Annotated in this window: 18 protein-coding genes; 10 read left to right on the top strand and 8 right to left on the bottom strand. The window is 71.3% G+C overall.

Translation table 11 applies throughout. The annotated features are described in order from the left end of the window. Positions 1-278: 278 nt before the first annotated feature. Positions 279-1,052 carry a precorrin-4 C(11)-methyltransferase gene (cobM, locus tag ACK4UM_RS15580; RefSeq protein ID WP_409800812.1) on the top strand — a complete coding sequence of 258 codons (774 nt, stop codon included), beginning with the start codon at positions 279-281 and terminating at the stop codon, positions 1,050-1,052. Between the two features lie 2 nt (positions 1,053-1,054). On the opposite strand, the gene ACK4UM_RS15575 is transcribed toward cobM, so the two are convergent. Then, entirely contained in the window at positions 1,055-2,176 is a 1,122-nt protein-coding gene (locus ACK4UM_RS15575; protein WP_409800810.1) for a cobalt-precorrin-5B (C(1))-methyltransferase, read from the bottom strand. Between the two features lie 50 nt (positions 2,177-2,226). Here ACK4UM_RS15575 and cobA point away from each other — a divergent pair, with 50 nt between their 5' ends. From cobA to ACK4UM_RS15555, 4 genes are all read left to right on the top strand, one after another. After that, positions 2,227-3,024 (top strand): uroporphyrinogen-III C-methyltransferase, encoded by a 798-nt coding sequence (cobA, locus tag ACK4UM_RS15570; RefSeq protein ID WP_409800808.1) that lies wholly within the window; start codon positions 2,227-2,229, stop codon positions 3,022-3,024. Continuing rightward, a complete protein-coding gene (locus tag ACK4UM_RS15565; RefSeq protein WP_409800806.1) occupies positions 3,021-4,352 on the top strand; it encodes a cobyrinate a,c-diamide synthase in 1,332 nt (443 codons plus the stop codon). Before cobA ends, ACK4UM_RS15565 begins: the two co-directional genes overlap by 4 nt. 570 nt (positions 4,353-4,922) lie before the next feature. Further along, positions 4,923-6,467: an acetolactate synthase large subunit gene (locus ACK4UM_RS15560; RefSeq protein WP_409800804.1), complete on the top strand. Its 1,545-nt coding sequence runs from the start codon at positions 4,923-4,925 to the stop codon at positions 6,465-6,467. 176 nt (positions 6,468-6,643) lie between these two features. Then, positions 6,644-7,570: an N-carbamoyl-D-amino-acid hydrolase gene (locus tag ACK4UM_RS15555; RefSeq protein ID WP_409800802.1), complete on the top strand. Its 927-nt coding sequence runs from the start codon at positions 6,644-6,646 to the stop codon at positions 7,568-7,570. Between the two features lie 478 nt (positions 7,571-8,048). Here ACK4UM_RS15555 and ACK4UM_RS15550 read toward each other — a convergent pair whose 3' ends face one another. Next, positions 8,049-9,293: a Coenzyme F420 hydrogenase/dehydrogenase, beta subunit C-terminal domain gene (locus ACK4UM_RS15550; RefSeq protein ID WP_409800800.1), complete on the bottom strand. Its 1,245-nt coding sequence runs from the start codon at positions 9,291-9,293 to the stop codon at positions 8,049-8,051. A 94-nt stretch (positions 9,294-9,387) separates the two neighbouring features. Beyond that, positions 9,388-10,275, bottom strand: coding sequence for an acyl-CoA thioesterase II (gene tesB / locus ACK4UM_RS15545; RefSeq protein WP_409800799.1), 888 nt, complete (start codon positions 10,273-10,275; stop codon positions 9,388-9,390). Positions 10,276-10,394: 119 nt separating this feature from the next. Here tesB and ACK4UM_RS15540 point away from each other — a divergent pair, with 119 nt between their 5' ends. After that, positions 10,395-11,666: an FAD-dependent monooxygenase gene (locus ACK4UM_RS15540; RefSeq protein ID WP_409800797.1), complete on the top strand. Its 1,272-nt coding sequence runs from the start codon at positions 10,395-10,397 to the stop codon at positions 11,664-11,666. 69 nt (positions 11,667-11,735) lie between these two features. Here the strand turns inward: ACK4UM_RS15540 and ACK4UM_RS15535 are convergent, their stop codons facing one another. The 4 genes from ACK4UM_RS15535 to ACK4UM_RS15520 form a co-directional block, all read right to left on the bottom strand. Then, the gene (locus ACK4UM_RS15535; protein ID WP_409800795.1) at positions 11,736-13,085 is read right to left on the bottom strand and encodes a replication-associated recombination protein A; all 1,350 of its coding nucleotides are present in this window, start codon (positions 13,083-13,085) and stop codon (positions 11,736-11,738) included. 99 nt (positions 13,086-13,184) lie between these two features. Further along, on the bottom strand, positions 13,185-13,667 hold the full coding sequence (locus tag ACK4UM_RS15530) for an SH3 domain-containing protein (RefSeq protein ID WP_409800793.1): 483 nt from the start codon (positions 13,665-13,667) through the stop codon (positions 13,185-13,187). An 80-nt stretch (positions 13,668-13,747) separates the two neighbouring features. Beyond that, the gene (locus ACK4UM_RS15525; protein WP_409800791.1) at positions 13,748-14,644 is read right to left on the bottom strand and encodes an alpha/beta fold hydrolase; all 897 of its coding nucleotides are present in this window, start codon (positions 14,642-14,644) and stop codon (positions 13,748-13,750) included. 47 nt (positions 14,645-14,691) lie between these two features. Next, positions 14,692-15,897, bottom strand: a complete 1,206-nt coding sequence (locus ACK4UM_RS15520) for a GNAT family N-acetyltransferase (protein WP_409800789.1) — start codon at positions 15,895-15,897, stop codon at positions 14,692-14,694. A 248-nt stretch (positions 15,898-16,145) separates the two neighbouring features. Between ACK4UM_RS15520 and prfB the strand changes: the two genes are divergently transcribed. The 4 genes from prfB to thrS all read left to right on the top strand — a co-directional run bounded on the left by prfB (position 16,146) and on the right by thrS (position 21,898). Next, positions 16,146-17,274, top strand: a protein-coding gene (gene prfB / locus ACK4UM_RS15515; RefSeq protein ID WP_409800787.1) for a peptide chain release factor 2 whose coding sequence is annotated in 2 segments (ribosomal slippage) — positions 16,146-16,214 and positions 16,216-17,274 — 1,128 coding nt in all. Because the reading frame shifts where the segments join, the coding sequence is not laid out codon by codon here. Positions 17,275-17,846: 572 nt separating this feature from the next. Further along, complete coding sequence (locus tag ACK4UM_RS15510) at positions 17,847-19,382, top strand: acyl-CoA carboxylase subunit beta (protein WP_409800785.1); 1,536 nt, start codon at positions 17,847-17,849, stop codon at positions 19,380-19,382. A gap of 52 nt (positions 19,383-19,434) precedes the next feature. Next, a complete protein-coding gene (yidD, locus tag ACK4UM_RS15505; protein WP_409800783.1) occupies positions 19,435-19,824 on the top strand; it encodes a membrane protein insertion efficiency factor YidD in 390 nt (129 codons plus the stop codon). Positions 19,825-19,888: 64 nt separating this feature from the next. Then, on the top strand, positions 19,889-21,898 hold the full coding sequence (gene thrS, locus ACK4UM_RS15500; RefSeq protein ID WP_409800781.1) for a threonine--tRNA ligase: 2,010 nt from the start codon (positions 19,889-19,891) through the stop codon (positions 21,896-21,898). A 48-nt stretch (positions 21,899-21,946) separates the two neighbouring features. On the opposite strand, the gene ACK4UM_RS15495 is transcribed toward thrS, so the two are convergent. Next, complete coding sequence (locus ACK4UM_RS15495) at positions 21,947-22,690, bottom strand: SDR family NAD(P)-dependent oxidoreductase (protein ID WP_409800779.1); 744 nt, start codon at positions 22,688-22,690, stop codon at positions 21,947-21,949. Positions 22,691-22,727 lie beyond the last annotated feature (37 nt).

Raw genomic sequence — 22,727 nt, 5'->3', positions numbered from 1 at the left:
AGAAAGGCCGGGCGGGGCCCGGGTGGAGGATTTGCTTCAAACCTCGGGCCCCACCCGACCCCTGTCGCTGACGCTCCAGGGGCCACCCTCCCCTCCGGGGAGGGATGCTCGCGCCCCTCCCTCCCCGGAGGGGAGGGTGGACTTTCGAGCGGAGCGAGAAAGGCCGGGCGGGGCCCGGGTGGAGGATTTGCTTCAAACCTCGGGCCCCACCCGACCCCTGTCGCTGACGCTCCGGGGGCCACCCTCCCCTCCGGGGAGGGATTTCGCGGGGGCTTCCCATGACGATCCATTTCATCGGCGCGGGGCCCGGGGCGGCGGATCTGATCACGGTGCGGGGGCGCACGCTCGTCGAAGCATGCCCCGTCTGCCTCTATGCCGGCTCGATCGTCCCGCCTGAAATCCTCTCCTGGTGCCCGCCCGGCGCGCGGATCGTCGACACGGCCCCGCTCGATCTCGACGCCATCCTCGAGGAGATGATCGGCGCGACCGCCCGCGGCGAGGACGTCGCGCGGCTGCATTCGGGCGATCTGTCGGTGTGGAGCGCGATGGGCGAGCAGATCGCGCGGCTCGATGCGCTCGCAATCCCCTATACGGTGACCCCCGGCGTGCCCTCCTTCGCGGCCGCCGCGGCGGCTTTGGGACGCGAGCTGACCGTGCCCGAGATCGCCCAGAGCGTCGTCCTCACCCGCACGCCCGGACGCGCCTCCAAAATGCCCGAGCGCGAGCGGCTCGCCGCCTTCGCCGCGACCGGCGCGACGCTGGCGATCCACCTCTCCATTCACAAGCTCGGCGAGGTGGTCGCCGAACTCGTGCCCTTCTACGGCGCCGATTGCCCCGCCGCGATCGTCTACCGCGCCTCCTGGCCGGACGAGACGGTTTTGCGCGCGCCCCTCGCCCGGCTGGCCGAGGAAGCAGGCGGCGCCTTCGAGCGCACGGCGCTCATCCTGGTCGGCCCGGCGCTCGCGGGGGCGGGGGAGGCCCGCAGCGCGCTCTATTCGACCGGCTACGACCGCCGCTTCCGCCCCCGCGCCATTCCGGAGGGCGAGCGATGAAATCACGCGACGGGATGGAATGGGGCGCGCCCGACGAGGCGGCCCTCGCGGTCGAACACCACGATCTCGAGCGCGACCTGCGCCCCGCGCAGGGCCTTGGCCGCATGCGCCCAGGCGTGGCGGGCGACGACGTCGCCGAGCGGGAGGCCCGCCGCCTTGGCGCCGTCGAGCACCGCGAGCGCGGTGTTCGCCGAGCGCGCGGCCTCGGCGGTCGCGGCATCGGCGCCGGCTTCCGCGAGGCGCTCGGCGAGCCAGTCCTTGTCGACGGCGCCCGCGCGGGAATGGAGATCGAGGAGGCCCTGGCCGAGCTTCGTCATCTTGGCGATTCCGCCCGCGATCGTCACGCGTTGGACGGGGTTCTTGCGGATATACTTGAGCATGCCGCCGCAGAAATCGCCCATGTCGATCAGCGCCTGGTCCGGCAGCCCGTAGAGCATCTGCACGGCGGCCTCGGAGGTCGCCCCCGTCGCGCCCGCGACATGCGCGATCCCGCCCGCGCGAGCGACGTCGATGCCGCGATGGATCGAGTGGATCCAGGCCGCGCAGGAATAGGGCACCACGATCCCGGTCGTGCCGAGCACGGACAAGCCGCCGACGATGCCGAGCCGCGGATTGAGGGTGCGCTCGGCGAGCGCCTCCCCGCCGGGGATCGCGATCTCGACGACGAGATCCTGCGGCCCGCCAAGCATGGATGCGGCCTCGGCCAGATTCTCGCGGATCATCTGCCGCGGCACCGGGTTGATCGCGGGCTCGCCGACGGGCAGCGGAAGGCCGGGGAGCGTCACCGTGCCGACCCCCTCCCCTGCCTCGAAGACGATGCCGGCGCCGAGAGGCGCGCGCCGAACGGTGGCGATCACGAGCGCGCCGTGGGTGACGTCGGGATCGTCTCCCGCGTCCTTGACCACGCCGGCCCGGGCGAAATCCGGACCGATCTCCTCGCGGGCGAGGGTGAAGGCGACGCGCGCGCCGTTCGGCAGGACGATCTCGACCGGATCGGCGAAGGCGCCCGTGACGAGCGCGCCATAGGCCGCCCGCGCGGCCGCGGTCGCGCAGCTGCCGGTCGTCCAGCCGCGGCGCAGAGCCGGGGCGGGTTTCTCGTCGATATCGCGGCTTGCCTCGTCCATTCCCGTGTCTATACGCCGAGTGTCGCGCAATTTCATCATCGGGAGCCCGCATGAGCGCGCTGTCACGTCTCACGCCGGCGATCGAGCCGGGGACCGTCTGGCTCGTCGGCGCCGGCCCCGGCGATCCGGGGCTCCTCACGGTCCATGCCGCGAACGCGCTCGCGCAGGCGGACGTCGTCGTCCACGACGCGCTGATCGGCGAGGGCGTGCTGGCGCTCGCGCGCGAGGGGGCGGTGCTCGAGTATGCGGGCAAGCGCGGCGGCAAGCCGTCTGCCGTCCAGCGCGACATCTGCGAGCGGCTGATCGCGCTCGCGCGGGCGGGCAAGCGCGTCGTGCGGCTCAAAGGCGGCGATCCCTTCGTCTTCGGCCGCGGCGGCGAGGAGGCTTTGGCGTTGGCGCAGGCCGGCATCCGCTTCCGGATCGTGCCCGGCGTCTCGAGTGGGCTCGCCGCGCTCGCGATCCACGGCGTGCCCGCGACGACGCGCGACACGAACCACGCCGTCGTCCTCGCGACAGGCCATGCCGCGGAAGGCGCCGGGGGCACCGATTGGGCGGCGCTCGCGCGCACCGGCGCGCCGATCGTGCTCTACATGGCGGTGTCGACGCTGCCCTCGATCGCGGCCGGGCTGATCGAAGGCGGGCTTGCCGCGACGACGCCCGTGCTCGTCGTTCACGCCGCCACCAGCACGCGCGAGGAGATCATCGAGGCGTCGCTCGCCGAGCTGCCGGCGCTCGCGCAGGCCGGCCGCATCGCCTCGCCCGCCATCGTCGCGATCGGCGCCATCGCGCGGGTGCGCGCCGCGCTCGCCGAGCACCTCCTCGCCTATCGGCAGGCGGCGAGCGCATGAGGGCGCCGCGCGGCCTCCTCGTCGCCGCCCCGCGCTCGGGATCGGGCAAGACGACGCTCGCGCTCGGGCTGCAACGGGCGCTGGTGCGACGCGGACTCGTGGTGCGGGGCGTGAAATCCGGTCCCGATTACATCGACCCCGCCTTCCACGCCGCCGCGACCGGCGCGCCCTCCGTCAACGCGGACAGTTTCGCGATGTCGGACGGGCTCATCGCGAGCGTGGTCGGCGAGGCGGTCGCGGGGGCGGACATCGTGATCGCGGAGGGTTCGATGGGGCTCTTCGACGGCATCCGCGGCCCGCGCGGGCGCACCGGCGCGAGCGCCGACCTCGCCGCTCTGATGGGCTGGCCGGTGCTCCTCGTCCTCGACGTCTCGGGCCATGCGCAATCGGCGGGTGCGGTCGCGCTCGGCTGCCGCGCCTTCGACGAGCGGATCGCGATCGCGGGGGTGATCCTCAACAAGGTCGCGAGCGCGCGCCATCGCCGGCTGGCGGAGGACGGCCTGTCGCGCACCGGCATCCCGGTGCTCGGCGCGCTCGCCCGCGAGGCGGAGCTCGCTCTGCCCGAGCGCCATCTCGGCCTCGTCCAGGCGGGCGAGACGGCCGATCTCGAGGCCCGCATCGAGCGCCTCGCGGACACGGTGGAAGCCGGGCTCGACCTCGATGCCGTGATAGCGGCCGCGCGCGAGACCGTTCTGCCTTCGGCGGAGCCCGCGGCACGCCTGCGGCCGCCGGGCCAGCGGATCGCGCTCGCGCAGGACGCGGCCTTCTCCTTCGTCTATCCGCACGTGATCGCCGGCTGGCGCGCGGCGGGCGCCGAGATCGTGCCCTTCTCTCCGCTCGCCGACGAAAAGCCGCCGGAGGGTTGCGACGCGCTCTGGTTGCCGGGCGGCTATCCCGAGCTCCATGCGGGCCGGCTCTCCGCCTGCGAGGTTTTCCGTGCGGGCACGCGCGCTTTCGCGCGGGACAAGCCCGTCCACGGCGAATGCGGGGGCTATATGACGCTCGGCCGCGCGATCGAGGATGCGGACGGGATCGTCCACCCGATGCTCGGGCTCCTGCCGGTAGAGACGAGTTTCGCCAAGCGCCGGATGAATTTGGGCTACCGCGTCGCGACCCTCCTCGCAGACGGGCCGCTCGGGCGTGCGGGCGAGCGGCTCGTCGGCCACGAATTCCACTATGCCGCGATCACCTGGCGCGACGACAGCCGCGAACACGCCTTCGCCACGCATCGGGATGCCGAAGGCGCCGATCTCGGCCCCGCCGGCCACCGGGTCGGCCGCGTGAGCGGGACGTTCTTCCACGCGATCGCGGCGCATCCCTCCCCTTGAGCTGTCGCAACGAGGCGCCGCCGCTGTCCTTCCCCTCAGGGGAAGGTGGCCCGGCGGCGAAGCCGACGGGTCGGATGGGGTCATTCGCCGCGAAAGCGGCGAAGGGGCGTTGTCGTAAAGCTCCTTACGTACGGCGGCTCTCGACGCCCCTTCGCTCCTTCGGAGCGAATAACCCCATCCGTCTCCGACCCCTGTTCGGGGTCGGAGCCACCTTCCCCTGAGGGGAAGGACAGCGGCCGCATCGCTTTCTTCGAACGCATGGACGACCGCCGATATGAGCACTCGGGAGCTTCGTTGGGGAGCGGTCGGGGGTGGGGGGCGTGCAGGATGCCGCGTCTTGGTGCCGCCTCGGCGGCTCCCATCGGAAGAGGTGGCGCCCGGCCTTTCTCGCTCACGCTCGAGCGTCCACCCTCCCCTCCGGGGAGGGATGACACGCGCCCCTCCCCCTTTGCGTGTTTCCCCCATCCCGAAGGGGCGGCATCCGGTGTTGGCGTGGGGCTGCGCATCGTCCCACAATGGCGGCCGATGAAACCGAATCGCGCGGGCCCGGTCCTCGCGCCGGAGAACGCGATGAACGGAGCCGAAAGCGTCGTCCGCAGCCTGCACCAAGCCGGCATAGATGTTTGCTTCGCCAATCCCGGCACCTCCGAGATGCAATTCGTCGATGCGCTCGACCGCACGAATCTGATGCGCTGCGTGCTCGGCCTGTTCGAGGGCGTGGTGACCGGAGCGGCCGACGGCTATGCGCGCATGGCGGGCAAGCCGGCGGTGAGCCTGCTCCACCTCGCGCCGGGTTTCGCCAATGCCGGGGCGAACCTGCACAATGCCCGCAAGGCGCGCACGCCCATGCTGACGCTGCTCGGCGATCACGCCGTGCGCCACCGCGTCTACGACGCGCCGCTGACCGCCGATTGCGCGGGCGCGGCCGCCCCCTTCAGTGACTACGTCGACACCGCGCGCTCCGCCGAGAGCTTCGCGGCGCAGGCGATGCAGGCGCTCGCGATCGCGACGGGCAAGCCGGGACGGGCCGCGACGCTGATAGCCCCCGCCGATCTCGGTTGGGACGAGGGCGGGATCGTCGCCGCACCGATCGCGCCCGCCCCGCCGGCCGCGCTCGACGCGGACGCGCTGTCGGCGGCGGTCGCGGCGCTCGAGCGGGACGGGGCGCGGACGCTGATCATCGCGGGCGGCGCGGTGCTGGAGAGCGTGGAGGCGATCGCGTCCCTTCATGCGATCTGCGCGCGAACCGGCGCGGGTCTCCTCGCGCCGACCTCGAACCGGCGCATCGAGCGCGGGCGCGGTCGCGGCGCGATCGAGAAGATCCCCTATCCCATCGCGATCGCCCTCGAGCGGCTGGCGCCCTATTCCCACGCGATCCTGATCGAGGCACAGCCGCCGGTGGCGTTCTTCGCCTATCCCGGCCGACCGAGCCTGCTCCTGCCGGAGGGCTGCGCGGAGATCCGCCTCGCGGGGTTCGACGGCGACGGGCCGGCTGCGATCGCCGCGCTCGCCGACCGGATCGGCGCCAAGCCGGTCGCGATCGCAAACGCTCCCCTGCCCGAGGAGCCCCGCGCGGGGGCGATCACCCACGACAGTCTCGCCGCGGCGATCGCCAATGCGATCCCCGAGAACGCGGTGATCACCGAGGAGAGCATCACCGCCGGCCGGCAGATCTACCCCACCTGCGCCGGCGCGCCGCCGACCTCGTGGCTCGCGCTCACCGGCGGCGCGATCGGCATCGGCCCGCCGCTCGCCACGGGAGCCGCGATCGCCTGCCCGGACCGCCGGGTGCTGGCGCTCCAGGCGGACGGCTCGGCGATGTACACGATCCAGGCGCTCTGGACGCAGGCGCGCGAAAAGCTCGACGTGACGACCGTGATCTTCGCCAACCGCTCCTACGAGATCCTCAAGCAGGAGCTGTATGCGGTCGGCGCCAATCCCGGCCGCAGCGCGCTCGACATGCTCGATCTCGACCGCCCCGAGCTCGATTTCGTGGCCCTCGCCCGCGGCATGGGTGTGCCGGGCCGCCGCGTCGCCTGCGCGCGCGATCTCATGCGCGCGATCCGCGAGGCGAATGCGGAGCGCGGTCCGTTTCTGATCGAGGCCGTGATGTGAGAGGGTGATCCCTCCCCGTAGGGGAGGGTGGCCCCGGGAGCGACGCGACTGGGGTCGGGTGGGGCACGACGTTCGCAGAATTACCTCCACCCGTGCCCCACCCGGCCTGTCTCGCTCGCGCTCGCCAGTCCGCCCTCCCCTACGGGGAGGGATTTGCAACCGAGAGACGAGAGACCATGCGCAAGATCCGCGTCGCCGCAGCCCAGCTCGGGCCCATTCAGAGAGACGAGAAGCGCGAGGCCGTCGTCGCGCGCATGATCGCGCTGATGGACGAGGCCGCGCGCGAAGGCGCCGACCTCGTCGTCTACCCGGAGCTCGCGCTCACCACCTTCTTCCCGCGCTGGTATCACGAGGATCGGGCCGAGGCCGACGTCTGGTTCGAGCGCGCGATGCCGAACGAGGCCACCGCCCCCCTCTTCGCGCGGGCGCGGGAGCACGGGATGGGCATGAGCTTCGGCTATGCCGAGTTGACCCCCGAGGGGCGGCACTTCAACACCGCGATCCTCGTCGACAAGGCGGGCGCGATCGTCGGGACCTACCGCAAGATCCACCTGCCCGGCCACGACGAATTCGACCCCGAGCGCACCCATCAGCATCTCGAAAAACGCTATTTCGAGCCCGGAGACCTCGGTTTTCCCGTCTGGCGCACGATGGGCGGCGTCTTCGGCATGTGCATCTGCAACGATCGCCGCTGGCCCGAGACCTATCGCGTGCTGGGGCTGCAGGGGGTCGAGATGGTGCTGCTCGGCTTCAACACGCCGTCGGTCAATTCGCAGAAGGGCGCCGAGGCGCACGATCAGCGGATGTTCCATCACCGCCTCTCCGTCCAGGCCGGCGCCTACCAGAACTCGACCTTCGTCGTCGCGGTGGCCAAGGCGGGCACCGAGGACGGGCACCACCTCATGGGCGGCACCTGCATCGTCGACCCCGACGGCGTCATCCTGGGCGAGATCCCCCACGAGGACGACGGCATCCTGGTGCGCGATTGCGACCTCGACGCGACCCGCTTCGGCAAGGAGACGGTCTTCGACTTCGCCCGCCACCGCCGGGTGGAGCATTACGGGTTGATCACGCAGCGCACGGGGGCGGTGGCGCCGGAGTGAGGTGTGCGAATGCAGTGATGGTGTCATCCCGGGCCGCGAAGCGGACCCGGGACCCATATCCTCGACGACGATCCGAGCGCGCTTGCCGCGCTCGCTTCACTCCCGAGGAGCATCGAACCTCGGCGGGACGCAGCCTATAGGCTGCGACCGAACCGTCGAGGGTATGGGTCCCGGATCGCCTTCGGCGTCCGGGATGACATCGTCGGGGCAGCTCCCCCGTGTCATCCCCGGCCGGAGCACGCTTAGCGTGCGCAGGGGAAGGGGACCCAGCACAGGAAGAAGCTTGCGGAGCAAGCGCTCGCGCCGCCGACCAGGCGGCTGGTCGCCGCAAGCAAGTGCTTGCTTCGCAAGCGATTCTCGTGCTCTCGTCCCCTTCCCCTCCGGTCGCAAGCGACCTCCGGCCGGGGATGACACCGGTGGAGCACTGACCCGGCGCGACTGACTTGATGACACCCCTGATAGCATTCCCAGAGCCCGATCACGGGCCCTCCCCGCCCGAGCCCCCCTCCCCCGCCTCGGGCGCGAGGCCGTAGGGCGCGACGAGGCGCCAGACATGGGCGGGGATCATCGCGCGCATGCGCTTGCGCCTCGCGCGGCGCAGGTGGAGCACGGTCTCGGCGGCCTTCATCTCGACGCGGGCGCGGGCGAATTCGAGGCCGCGGGGGCCGATGCGGGGTTGCAGGAAGGCCACGATCGGACGCGCCCAATCGGGCATCGCGCGCAAGGGGAGCCCGCCGGCCGCGCGCGCGACGTTGGCGACGAAGCCCGCGACCGCCGAGCGGCGCTTGCCCTTCGACCCGCATTGGGAGAGCGCGACCTCCTCGCCGAGGAGCGAGACCAGCTCCTCGCCGCGCCCGTTGCGCACGATCAGCCATTGCTGCCCCTCCCCGCCCATATAGCCCACCGTCACGTCCGCGAGCACGTTCGTGTAGTCGACGCAGGTGCGGCAGGTGAGCGGGAAGAAATCGCCCGGGAGCTTGGAGATCGGAAGCTTCAGGAACGGGATCGTGCGCACCCGCCCGTCGTCGTGGCGGATCTCGACCCGGTAATCGGCGCGGAACTCGAGATAGGAGATCGTCTGCGGCGCCGCGTCGAGGAGCGCGAGGAATTCGTGGAAACGCTCGGTGGTCGTGTTGTCCGAGCAGGGCGTGCCGATGACGTAAAGCCGCTCGAAGCCGAGCTCCCGCTCGAGCGCCCGCAGCGCGTAGACCTGGCAGGGGATGCCGATCACGGCGAGCCGCGTGATGCCGCGCGCGCGGGCGGGCTCGAGCAGGGAGAGCAGCGGCGCGTAGCCCATCCGCATGCCGCGGCAGGCGGCGAGGTCGGCCGCGTCCGTGACGAGGACGGGGACGGGGCGCCAGCGATCCTCCGGATCGGGGGCCATCGTCAGCACGGCCTCGACCGCCTTCGTCTCGAGAAGCCGCTCGGCGATGCGCGTCGTGATCCCGGTCCATTGCGCACCCTCGCGCGGCGCCTTCAAGGAGGCGCGGACCATGCGGCGGAAGGGGCCGAAATGCAGCTCGTCCGGACGCTCGGGGTCGCGCGCGCGGCCGTGCACCTGCGCTTCGAGGGCGGGGTAATCCGGCTTGATGAACTGACAGGCGCGCCCGCAGCGCTTCGGGTCCGACGAGCGCGAGATGCCGCAATCGGTGCACAGGTCGCGCGCGGGCGGCGCGCTCGACGGCGCCCCGAACTCGCTCTTGGCGACCACTCCACCGTCCACGTACCCGCCCTCTTGCGTGTGTCTAGCGGATGGAACGGTAGCGCGGCGCGGCTGCCGCGTCGGCTTCGCAGGATTGCGGATGCCTCGGCCTGGATTAGCGACCGCCCTCCTCCCCGATGTCGCGCACGAGCCCCTCCTGGGCCACCGAGGCGACGAGGCGGCCGTCGCGCGTGAAGATCAGCCCGCGCGAAAACCCGCGCGCGCCGGAGGCGGAGGGGCTCTCCTGCGCGTAGAGGAGCCATTCGTCGGCGCGGAACGGGCGGTGGAGCCACAGCGCGTGATCGAGGCTCGCGGCCTGGATCGACCGCTGGAAGACGGTGCGCCCGTGCGGAATGAGCGAGGAATCGAGCAGCGTCATGTCGGAGGCGTAGGCGAGCACGCAGCGATGGATGGCCGGATCGTCCGGAAGCGGCCCCGTCGTGCGGATCCAGACGTGGAAGCGCGGCGGCAGCGGTGCGGCGCCGGCCTCGCGGGGGAGGTAGCGCTCGAGCTCGACCGGGCGCAGCTCGATCGGGCGCTCGCGCTCGAAATAGGCGCGCGCGGCGGGCGGCATCATCGGCATGATGCGCGCGCGCATCTCCTCCTCGCCGGGCAGGGTCTCGGGATCGGGCACGTCGGGCATGGTCGCGGCGTGGTCGAGGCCCGGCTCGTCGTGCTGGAAGGAGGCCGACATCGAGAAGATCGCGCGCCCGTGCTGGATCGCGACCACGCGGCGCGTCGCGAAGGAGCGCCCGTCGCGGATGCGGTCCACCTCGTAGATGATCGGCGTCTTCGGGTCGCCGCCGAGCAGGAAATAGGCGTGGAGCGAGTGGGGCCGGCGCGGCTCCTCGACGGTGCGGCAGGCGGCGATCAGCGCCTGGCCGATCACCTGGCCGCCGAAGACTCGCTGCCAGCCGACCTGGGGGCTGCGGCCACGGAACAGATTGTGCTCGAGCTGCTCGAGGTCGAGGATCGACAACAGCTCTTCGACGGCGCGTGCCATGTGCTAGGAAGCTCCTCGGGATTCGCGGGTCCGGCCATCTGTAGCAGAAATCGGCCGGGCTCGCGGGGAACGGGCGAGCCCGCGGCGCGGTTCGAGGACGAAAGAACAGGAGTGGCGTGATGGCGCGCGAGAACGGAACGGCTCGGCCTTCGGGCGCGACGCCCTGGCGGGTGGTGGTGGCGGGCGGCGGCCTCGTCGGCCTCGCGCTGGCGCTCGCGATCGCCCGCGGCGGCGCCCGCGCGGTCGAGGTGGTCGTCTGCGACCCGGCGCTCGCGCGGGACCCCGCGAGCGACCGGCGCGCCTACGCGATCGCGGCGGCCTCGCGGCGCATGCTCTCGGCGCTCGGGGTGTGGGCGCAGATCGCCGATCGGGCGCAGCCCATGCGCGAGATGGTGATCACCGACAGCCACCTCGCCGATCCGGTGCGGCCGGTCTTCCTCGAATTCGGCGGGGAAGCCGAGCCGGGCGAGCCTTTCGCGCACATGGTCGAGAGCGCCGCGCTCGCGGGCGCGCTGCGCGAGGCCTGCGCTTCCGCCGGCGTCGAACTTCGCGCGATCGGCGTGCGCCGCGCCACGCCGGAGGACGGCACCATGCGCGTGCGCCTCGCCGACGGGGAGCGGCTCGACGCCGCCCTCGCGATCGCCGCCGACGGCAAGCGCTCGCGCCTGCGCGAGGTCGCCGGCATCGGCTGGACCGGTTGGACCTACCCGCAATCGGGCCTCGTCGCGACGATCGGCCATGCTCGCGACCACGAGGGCCGCGCGACCCAGCATTTCCTGCCCTCCGGCCCCTTCGCGATCCTGCCGCTGCCGCCGGGCGGCAGCCTCGGCCACCGCTCATCGATCGTCTGGAGCGAGCGGCGGGCGAATGTCGCCCACATCCTCGCGCTGCACCCGGAGGATCTCATCGAGGAGATCGAGCGCCGGTTCGGGCTCGAGCTCGGCGAGATCGCGCTCGAGAGCCCGCTCGAAGCCTTCCCGCTCGAGTTCGGCATGGCGCGCGCCTTCGTCGGCGAGCGTCTCGCGCTCGCGGGCGACGCCGCCCACGTCGTCCATCCGATCGCCGGCCAGGGCGTCAATCTCGGGCTTCGCGACGCGGCCGTGCTCGCGGAGATCGTGGTCGAGCGCGTGCGGCTCGGCATGGATCCCGGCGGCGCCGACGCCCTCGCCCGCTACCAGCGCGCGCGCCGCGCCGACACGCTGGCGATGGGCCTCGTGACGGACGGGCTCAACCGGCTGTTCTCGAACGACATCGCCCCGGTGCGCCTCCTGCGCGACGTCGGGCTCGGCCTCGTCGACCGGATGGGTTTCGCGAAGCGCTTCTTCGTGCGGGAAGCGGCCGGCGTGCCCGGTCCGGAGGGTCCCCGCCTCCTGCGGGGCGACGCGCTTTGAGTTTGCGTGACTCCCGTGACCCGTTATTCCGGGGCTGGTTCGCGCCCCGGAACGACGGGGCCGAAGGCCTCAGCCCCCCTCCCCTCGCCGCTCGCGGCGCAGGCGCTCCCACCAGTCGAGGCGCTTTCTCACCTCGCGCTCGAAGCCGCGGTCGACGGGCTCGTAGAAGCGCTGGCGGCCGAGCGCCTCGGGCCAGTAATCCTGGCCCGAGAAGGCGTCCGGCTCGTCGTGGTCGTAGCGGTAGCCCGAGCCGTAGCCCTCCTGGCGCATCAGCTTCGTCGGCGCGTTGAGGATGGCCTTGGGCGGCATCAGGGAGCCGTGCTCCTTCGCCGTGCGCGCGGAGGCCTTGTAGGCGACGTAGAGCGCGTTCGATTTCGGCGCGGTCGCGAGATAGACCGCGGCTTGCGCGAGCGCGAGCTCGCCCTCTGGGCTGCCGAGGAAATCGTAGGCGTCCTTCGCCGCGTTGGCGACGACGAGCGCCTGCGGATCGGCGAGCCCGATATCCTCCACCGCCATCCGCACGAGCCGGCGCGCGAGGAAGAGCGGGTCCTCGCCGGCATCGAGCATGCGGGCGAGATAGTAGAGCGCGGCGTCCGGATCCGAGCCGCGGATCGTCTTGTGGAGCGCGGAGATGAGATTGTAGTGCCCCTCCTGCGCCTTGTCGTAGATCGGCGCGCGGCGCTGCACGATCTCCGCGAGGCCGCCCGCATCGAGCACCTCGCCGGGCCGGGCGGCGCGCCAGATCTCCTCCGCCAGCGTGAGCGCGGCGCGACCGTCCCCGTCCGCCATGCGCAGGAGCGCGGCGCGCGCGCCCGCGTCGAGGGGCAGCGCCTGCCCCGTCACCGCCTCGGCGCGGGAAAGCAGCTTCTCGATCGCCGCCTCGTCGAGCGCACGGAAGGTGAGGACGCGGGCGCGCGAGAGGAGCGCGGCGTTGAGCTCGAAGCTCGGATTCTCGGTCGTCGCGCCGACGAGCGTGATGGTGCCGTCCTCCATCACGGGCAGGAAGGCGTCGAGCTGGGCGCGGTTGAAGCGGTGGATCTCGTCGACGAAGAGCAGCGTGCCGCGCCCGTTCGCGCGTCGCAGCCGCGCCGCCTCGAAGACCTTCTTCAGGTCGGCGACGCCGGTGAAGATCGCAGAGATCTGCTCGAAGGCGAGGCTCGTCGTGCCGGCGAGGAGGCGCGCGACCGTGGTCTTGCCCGTGCCGGGCGGCCCCCAGAAGACGAGCGAGCCGATCGAGCCCGAGGCGATCAGGCGCGTGAGCGCGCCGTTCTCGCCGACGAGATGATCCTGCCCCACCACCTCCTCGAGGCGGCTCGGGCGCAGCCGGTCGGCGAGCGGGCGCGGCGCGTCTGCGCCTTGTGCCGGGCCCTCGCGGTCGCGAGGGGTCTCGCCGAAGAGGTCGTTAGCGGAGCCGCTCATGCGCGCCGGGAGCCTCGTGAAGCGGCCCGGCTCGGGTGAGCCGGGCACGCTCTGCAAGTGCGCCCGAGCGCCGCTCGCGTCAAGCGCGACGCGCTCGCGTCACCAATGGCGACGGCCCTCGCGCCAATGGCGATCGCGCCAATGACGATCGCGCTGCACGCGGTGGTGGCGCGGCGGCTGATAGCGGCGGTGCTCGTGATAACGCGGCGCGGTGCCGAAGCCGAGCTGGATGCTCACGCCCGGCTGGGCGAAGGGCACCACAGGGACGACGGGCACCACCGGAGCCGCCGGGCGGACGCGATGGCGCGGCGCGTGCGCGACGCGGGTCGTCAGGAAGCGCGCGCTCGCCCAGCCGACGCGGCCGCGATAGGTGACCTGGCACCAATTGCCGTGGCAGGTCCGGACGTCGACGACGCCGCCCGCGGGGATGCCGCCGACGACGCGGTGATTCGTGCCGGGCCCGGCGCGCAGGTTGAGATCGGTCGTCGACGCCGCCGGATAGGCATAGGCCGCCCCGCCGATCAGGCACGCGGCCGCGATCACGGGGACGCGGCGCGCGATTGCGGACAGGATTTTCTTCATGGCTTTCTTCCTCGTTCGGACGTGCGAAAAGCAAGAGCTCCTCGCACGACAACCGCCCCCGGTCTTCCTGGTTCGAGCGGTCAGCCTGACGCCTCGGGGCTGAACCCCGCCTGAACGGTGCGCGGACCGTCGATCGCGGCGAGGAAGCCCTCGATGCAGCGCGCGATGCCCTCGGGATCCTCGCGCGTCGGCCAATGGCCGGTCTCCATGACGTGCAGGCGCGCATCCGGGATGCGCCGGGCGGCGCGCTCGGCGCAGGCGAGCGGCACGAGGTGATCGTGTCGCCCGTGGATCACGAGGGTGGGCGCGGCGACCTCCGCGAAGCGCCCGATGTAGCAGCTCGCGAGCCCGCTCGGCCCCACCTCGTGGCGCAGGAAGGCGCGGAAGCCCTCGCCGGCATGGGCGAGCCGCACGGCGGCCCAGGCCTCGTCCACGAGGGCGTCGTCGAGCCGGCGGCGGTCGCGCAGCATGGTCCCGACGGCGCTGCGCGTCAGCCGACGGCTGCGCCGCATCGCGGCATAGGCGAGCCGCGCGAGACCGGGGACGCGCGTCGCGACGTAAGCGAGGCGATGGGCCGCGATGCGGGACTGGAGCCCGTAGGCATCGACGAGGACGAGCCCGCGCACGCGCTCGGGCGTCGCGAGCGCGCTGCCGAGCGCCGCCGCCCCGCCCATGGAGATGCCGACGAGGTCCGCGCGGGCGATGTCGAGCGCGTCGAGGAGCCCGCGCAGCCAGACGACGAGATCGTGGACCCCGTGGGGACGCCCCAAACCCTCGCTGCCCCCGTAGCCCGGCCAGTCCGGTGCGACGACGCGGCGGCGTTCGGCGAGGCGCGGGATCACCGGGCCCCAGGAGAGAAGCGCATGGTCGATCGAGCCGCCGTGAAGGAGGAGGACGGGCGTTCCCCCACCCTCCCCGGCCGAGAAGACCCTCGCGGCGCGCCCGTCGACCAGAATCGTGGTCGCGATCGGTTCCATCCTCGCAGGTTGCCCGCGGGCGGTGGCGAGATGAAGGCGCCGCGGCGTCAGACGCGCTCGGGCTGCGGCGGCGCGGCGGGGGCGCGCGCGTTGCGCAGGGCGCGGCTGACGCGCAGAGCCGTGCGGTAGACGAGGTCGTTGCCCTTCACCGCGCGGCGCAGCGACAGGCGCGCGCGGCTGCCGGCCGCGACGAGCCCGCCGAGCGGGCTCAAGGGCACGAGCGCGCGGGTGAGCACGGTCCGGCGATTGCAGATCTCGTTCTTGTAGCCGTCCTCGCCGAAGGCGAAGTCGAGGCGCCGCAGGCCCTCCGCCGCCGCCGTTCGGATGAGATGGCTCAGGAGCTGAGCGCCGGGCGAGCCGCGCGCGAAGCGGCGGTCGTAGGCCGTCTGGTAGATGAGGAGCTCGTCCTCCTCCTCGAGGCATAGGGTCACCGCGATCGGCTCCCCGTCGAGGAAGAGCGCCACGGTGCGCGAGCGCGCCTGCGGGTCCTGCGCGAAGCCCGCGAGGAAGGTGCGGCTGCGGGGGTCGGCGAAGGGATTGGAGGCGCCGCGCTCGTGCAGCGTGCGCTCCTTCCAGTCGAGCATCGCCCGCACCGCCTCCGCTGCCGCATGCCCGCGCGGCAATCGCTCGATCGCGAGCGCCCCCTCGCGCGCGAGCTTGCGCCACTTGCGATCGAGGCCGCTCAGCGTGCGACCGCCGAAGCGCAGGCCGTGCGCCATGTCGGGCGTCAGGTCGAGCGCGAAGGCGCTGTTGTCCTCGGCCGTCGAGGTGGGGTGGCGCAGCACGTTGGTGCGCCCGCCGCCGAGGCTGGGCGCCTCCTTGGCGAGCTCGACGAGATCGGCGGGCCCGGCGAGCGCCGCGATCTCCCGCCAAAGCCGCGCGACCGCCGCGGGCCCCTCCGGGAGCGCGAGATCGGCGGCGACGAGGGGGGCGTTGTAATCGTTCCAGCAGCCACCGAGCCAACCGAGCACGCGCGCGCCGAAACGCCGCTCGAGCGCGAGCGGCACGATCAGGCACGGCTCGCCCGCGCGCCGGCCGACGACGATCCGCAGATCGACGCCCTCGTCGGCAAAAGCCGCGACCCAGGCGCTCGCCCAGGCGAAGGTCTGGAACGTGCTCGGGCACGCGCGCCGCTCGAGGCGCCGCCAATCGGCCTCGCACGCGGCGAGCGAGCCGTGCACCACGAAAGCGAGCCCGGGCAGGCTCGCGATCTCGTGCGCCTCGGCCGTCTCGGCGGGCAGGGGTCGGGTCATATCCATCCTCGCGTCGCCGCGGCAGACGGGAGCCGCGTGCGTGTCTCCGGTGGGGAGCCCACAATGGAGGAATGGCGCAAAGGGGCTAAGAAAGGGTGTAGGGCAGTCATCGGCTCCTTCGGGCGACGGCCGCGGATCACCTTTTGACACGCCCCCCACGATCCCTATATCACCGCCTCGTCCACGCGAGGGCCGCGCGCGAGCGCCCCTCCCCCTGCAACGCCACGAGCGAGAGCCGAGCCCGAGCCATGCGCGCCGAGATCGAATCGCTGGTCGAGACCGCCAAGCAGTCCATAGGGCTGCTGAGGAGGCATCTTTGACTGGGACAAGGCCCAACGACGTCTCGCCGAGCTGAACGCGCTCTCCGAGAGCCCCGAATTCTGGAACGATCCCGAGGCCGCGCAGAAGCTGATGCGCGAGCGGACCTCGCTCGAGGATCAGATCGCCGGGATCGGCCGTCTCGAGCAGGAGCTCGACGACGCGCTCACCCTCATCGAGCTCGGCGAGGCCGAGGACGACGAGGGCTCGATCGCCGAAGGCGAGGCGGCGATCCGCGCCATCGAGAAGGAGGCGCAGCGCCGCCAGGTCGAGACCCTGCTCTCGGGCGAGGCGGACCAGAACGACACCTATCTCGAGGTCCATTCCGGCGCCGGCGGCACCGAGAGCCAGGACTGGGCGATGATGCTCCAGCGCATGTACGCGCGCTGGGCCGAGCGCCAGGGCTTCAAGGTGGAGGTGATGGAGGTCACCGACGGCGAGGAGGCCGGCATCAAGGGCGCGACGCTCCTGATCAAGGGCCACAACGCCTATGGCTGGCTCAAGACCGAATCGGGCGTGCACCGCCTCGTGCGCATCTCGCCCTTCGATTCGAACGCGCGCCGCCACACGAGCTTCGCCTCGATCTGGGTCTATCCGGTCATCGACGACCGCATCGACATCCAGGTCAACGAGAGCGATTGCCGGATCGACACGTATCGCGCGTCGGGCGCGGGCGGCCAGCACGTCAACACGACCGATTCGGCCGTGCGCATCACGCACATCCCCACCGGCATCGTGGTCGCCTGCCAGCAGGAGCGCTCGCAGCACAAGAACCGCGCCAAGGCCTGGGACATGCTGCGCGCGCGCCTCTACGAGCGCGAGTTGAAGATCCGCGAGGAGAAGGCCAATGCCGAGGCCGCGTCGAAGACCGACATCGGCTGGGGCCACCAGATCCGCTCCTACGTGCTGCAGCCCTATCAGCTCGTGAAGGACCTGCGCACGGGCGTGCAATCGACGAGCCCCTCAGACGTCCTCGACGGCGAGCTCTCCCCCTTCATGGAGGCCGCGCTCGCGCAGCGGGTGTACGGGACGACGGCCGAGGTCGAGGATATCGACTAGGGCCGCAAAGCTCGTCCCTCCCCGGAGGGCCACCGAGTGCACACGCGGTGGATCCTGGATGAGCACGACGCCAATGGCGCTCCCTTTCCTTCCCCTGAGAGCCTGTGAATCGTTCGGAGGTTGTCATCCCGGGCCGCGAAGCGGACCCGGGACCCATATCCTCGAGGATCGTCCGAGCGCGCATGCCGCGCTCGTTCCGCTACCTTTGGGCAACTTTCGTCGGAGATACGCAGCCTACAGGCTGCGACTGGCACGTCGTGGATCTGGGTCCCGGATCGCCTTCGGCGTCCGGGATGACACCGCAACGAAAGATTTTCAAACTCTAAGGGGAAGGAGAAGGGCGGCGCTTCGTCGAAACGCCTGCGTGCGGAGAGCCAGGTGCCCGTCGTGCGAATTCCGACGGCCGGGCCCCACCCGACCTCCTTCGCTTCGCTCGGAGGCCACCCTCCCCTCCGGGGAGGGATGCTCCCTTCCTCCTCCTCCCCCGCCCACCTTTCTTCCCATTTGTCCCGTCGCGCGCCCATGCTAAGCCGCATCACGACGTGAACGAGCGCGAGGAGCGAGGGCGCCCCATGAAGGACATGCTGGATCTGCTCGAGAAGCGGCGCGCGCAGGCGCGGCTCGGCGGGGGCGAGCGGCGCATCGAGGCGCAGCACAAGCGCGGCAAGCTGACGGCACGCGAGCGCATCGCGCTGCTGCTGGACGAGGGCTCCTTCGAGGAGCTCGACATGTTCGTCCAGCATCGCTGCGTCGATTTCGGCATGGACAAGGCCGAGAAGATCCCCGGCGACGGCGTCGTCACCGGCTGGGGCACGGTCAACGGGCGGCCGGTCTTCGTCTTCTCGAAGGACTTCACCGTGTTCGGCGGCTCGCTGTCGGAGGCGCATGCCGAGAAGATGGTCAAGATCCAGGACATGGCGCTCAAGATGCGCGCCCCCGTGATCGGCCTGTTCGACGCCGGCGGCGCGCGCATCCAGGAGGGCGTCGCGGCGCTCGGCGGCTATGGCGAAGTGTTCCGGCGCAACGTCATCGCGTCCGGCGTCATCCCGCAGATCTCGGTGATCATGGGGCCCTGCGCGGGCGGCGACGTCTATTCGCCCGCGATGACGGACTTCATCTTCATGGTGCGCGACACGAGCTACATGTTCGTCACCGGCCCGGAAGTGGTGAAGACGGTGACCAACGAGAGCGTCACGGCAGAAGAGCTCGGCGGCGCCAAGGTGCACACGACGAAGTCCTCCGTCGCCGACGGCGCCTTCGACAACGACGTCGAATGCCTCCAGCAGATCCGCCGCCTGATCGACTTCCTGCCCGCCAACAACATCGACGGCGTGCCGGAATGGCCCTCCTTCGACGATCCCGAGCGCATCGACCATTCCCTCGACACGCTGATCCCGGACAATCCGAACAAGCCCTACGACATGAAGGAGCTGATCCTGAAGGTCGTCGACGAGGGCGATTTCTTCGAGATCCAGGAAGCCTTCGCCAAGAACATGATCACGGGCTTCGCCCGCATCGAGGGCCGGACGGTGGGCGTCGTCGCCAACCAGCCGATGGTGCTCGCGGGCGTGCTCGACGCGGACGCCTCGCGCAAGGCCGCGCGCTTCGTGCGCTTCTGCGACGCCTTCTCGATCCCGATCGTCACCTTCGTCGACGTGCCGGGCTTCCTGCCGGGCACCGCGCAGGAATATGGCGGTCTCATCAAGCACGGCGCGAAGCTGCTCTTCGCCTTCACCGAGACCTCGGTGCCGATGGTCACCGTGATCACCCGCAAGGCCTTCGGCGGCGCCTACGTGGTCATGGCCTCGAAACATATCGGCGGGGACGTGAACTATGCCTGGCCGACCGCGCAGATCGCGGTGATGGGCGCCAAGGGCGCGGTGGAGATCATCTTCCGCCAGGATCTCGGCGACCCGGAGAAGATCGCCGCGCGCACCAAGGAATACGAGGACCGCTTCATGAGCCCCTTCGTCGCCGCCGAGCGCGGCTATGTCGACGAGGTGATCATGCCCCACTCCACCCGCCGCCGCATCGCCCGCGCGCTTGCCCTCCTGCGCACGAAGAAGGAGGAGCGGCCGTGGAAGAAGCACGATAATCTGCCGCTCTGAGGGGGCGGCCTCGCCCATTGCCCGCTCCCGGGCCGGCGCCCACATCCGGGGAATGGCGAGACGATCCCTCGACGACCTCTTCGATGCCGCCCGCGCGCGGGCCTCGCGCGCGCCGGCGGATGCCGCGCGGGGGGCGATCCGCGTCTACCAGCTCACTCTGTCGAGCTTGATCGGCCGCAATTGCCGCCACCTGCCGTCGTGCTCGGAATACACGTCCGAGGCGATCGGGCGGTACGGGCTCTGGGCGGGGGGCTGGATGGGCGTGGCGCGGATCTGCCGATGCGGCCCGTTCGGCACGCACGGCATCGACAACGTGCCCGACGCATTGCCCGGGCAAGGTCGTTGGTATAAGCCCTGGGCCTATGGCCGTTGGCGCGGCACGAACGCGCCTGTGCCCACCTGCGTCGAGACGCCGTCGGACGGCGGCGGCTCGCGGCCCTGACCTCTCCCCGTCCGCCAAACGCTTACCTGCCTCGTTCGCAGGAGTGAGCCTGGAGAACAAGCCGATGATCACCCTCACCTTTCCCGATGGCGCGCGTCGCGAATTCGAGGCCGGCACGACCGGCCGGGCGGTCGCGGAATCGATCGCGAAGTCGCTCGCCAAGAAGGCCGTCGCGATGGCGCTCGACGGCGAGCTCGCCGACCTCGCCGATCCGATCGATCGCGACGCGAAGATCGAGTTCGTCACCCGCGAGGACCCGCGCGCGCTCGAGCTCATCCGCCACGATTGCGCCCACGTGCTGGCGGAAGCCGTGCAGAGCCTCTATCCGGGGACGCAGGTGACGATCGGGCCGGTGATCGAGAACGGCTTCTATTACGATTTCCACCGCGAGACGCCCTTCACGCCCGACGATTTCGAGGCGATCGAGGCGAAGATGCGCGAGATCGTCAAGGCGGACCGGCCCTTCACCAAGGAAGTGTGGCCGCGCGAGCGCGCGCGCGCGGTGTTCGCCGACAAGGGCGAGCACTTCAAGGTCGAGCTCGTGGACGCGATCCCCGAGGGCCAAGACCTGAAGATCTACCATCAGGGCGATTGGTTCGACCTCTGCCGCGGGCCGCACATGCCCTCGACGGGCCGCATCGGCGACGCCTTCAAGCTGATGAAGGTGGCGGGCGCCTATTGGCGGGGCGACGCCAAGAACCCGATGCTGACGCGCATCTACGGCACCGCCTTCGCCTCGAAGGAGGATCTCGAGCACTACCTCCACCAGCTCGCCGAGGCCGAGAAGCGCGACCATCGCCGTCTGGGGCGCGAGATGGACCTCTTCCACTTCCAGGAGGAGGGGCCGGGCGTCGTGTTCTGGCACGCCAAGGGCTGGACCATGTTCCAGAACCTCGTCTCCTACATGCGCCGGCGCCTGGCGCAGGACTACGAGGAGGTGAACGCCCCGCAGATCCTCGACAAGGCCCTGTGGGAGACCTCGGGCCATTGGGGATGGTATCGCGAGAACATGTTCGTCACGAAGACCGAGGACGAGCGCGTGTTCGCGATCAAGCCGATGAACTGCCCGGGCCACGTCCAGATCTTCAAGCACGGCTTGAAGTCCTACCGCGATCTGCCGCTGCGCATGGCGGAATTCGGCTCGGTTTCGCGCTACGAGCCCTCGGGCGCGCTGCACGGCCTGATGCGCGTGCGCGCCTTCACGCAGGACGACGCGCACGTGTTCTGCACCGAGGACCAGCTCGCGGACGAGTGCCTGAAGATCAACGATCTGATCCTCTCGACCTATGCCGATTTCGGCTTCGAGGAGATCGTCGTCAAGCTCTCGACCCGCCCCGAGAAGCGCGTCGGCACGGACGCGATGTGGGATCATGCGGAAGAGGTGATGAGCCGCGTGCTCGCGGAGATCGCGGAGAAGTCGGGCGGGCGCGTCAAGACCGCGATCAACCCTGGCGAAGGCGCCTTCTACGGGCCGAAGTTCGAATACGTCCTGCGCGACGCGATCGGCCGCGACTGGCAATGCGGCACGACGCAGGTCGACTTCAACCTGCCCGAGCGCTTCGGCGCGTTCTATGTCGACGCGGACGGGCAGAAGAAGACGCCCGTGATGGTCCACCGCGCGATCTGCGGCTCGATGGAGCGCTTCCTCGGCATCCTGATCGAGCATTATGCGGGCCATTTCCCGCTCTGGCTCGCGCCGCGCCAGCTCGTCGTGTGCACCATCACCTCCGAGGCGGACGATTACGCCCGCGCGGTGGCGGCGGCGGCGAAGAAGGCGGGCTTGCGCGTCGAGGCGGACCTGCGCAACGAGAAGATCACCTACAAGGTGCGCGAGCACTCGCTCGCCAAGGTGCCGGTGATCCTGGTCGTCGGCCGTCGCGAGGCGGCGGAGGGAACGGTCAACATGCGCCGCCTCGGCTCGCAGGACCAGCACCCGATGCGCCTCGACGCGGCGATCGCCGCCCTCGTCGCCGAGGCGGTGGCGCCCGATCTCGCCGGCCGGCACGCGAGCGAAGCCGGCGAGCCGACGCTCGCCGTCGAACTCGACGGGCACCACGAGCACGCGATGCGGTGAGGGTGGCGGGCGCGGCGTCCCCGGAGGGCGCCGCGCGTTCCGCACGGATCAGCCGAGCCCGAGATCGCCGAGAACGCGTCCCGTCGGGAAGTCGAAGACCTTCCCCGTCTCGCTCCAGGACGGCAGCGCGAGGCGCAGGATCTCCGGGGCGAGGTCCTCGGGCGTGCGCAGCGTCATCGGGTCCTCGCCGGGCATGGCGGAGGCGCGCATGCGGGTGCGCAGCGGGCCCGGATTGACGAGCATCACGCGGATCTTCGAGATGTTCTGCACCTCGGCCGCATAGGTCCGCGCCAGGATCTCGAGCCCCGCCTTGGAGATCGCGTAGGGGCCCCAATACGGCTTGGCGGTGTGCGCGGCACCCGAGGTCACGAACAGCGCCCGCCCGGCATCGGAGGCGCGAAGCAGCGGGTCCATCGAGCGCACGAGCCGCCAATTCGCGGTGAGATTGACCGCGATCACCTGATCCCAGGTCTGCTGGTCGATCTGCGTGATCGGCGCGATCGGCCCGAGCGTGCCGGCATTGCCGAGGAGCACGTCGACCCGGCCGAAGCGCTCGTAGAGCGCCGCACCCAGGCGGTCCAGCGCGTCGAGATCCTTCATGTCGACGGGGACGAGCGTCGCGGTGGAACCGGCGGCGCGGATCTCGTCGTCGAGCTCCTCGAGCGCCCCCTGGGTGCGGGCGAGCGCGACGACATGGGCGCCGGCGCCGGCGAATGCGAGCGCAGCCGCCCGGCCGATCCCCCGCGAGGCGCCGGTGACGACGGCGATCCTGCCCTCGAGCGGCTTGTCCACGGCCGAACTCTCCCCCACCAAGTCCCCCTCCCCGTCT

The sequence above is a fragment of the Salinarimonas sp. genome, from assembly GCF_046292825.1.
Taxonomy (GTDB): Bacteria; Pseudomonadota; Alphaproteobacteria; order Rhizobiales; family Beijerinckiaceae; genus Salinarimonas.
Note: the sequence above shows the minus strand (reverse complement) of the source record. Positions and strands in the feature narration are given on the sequence as shown.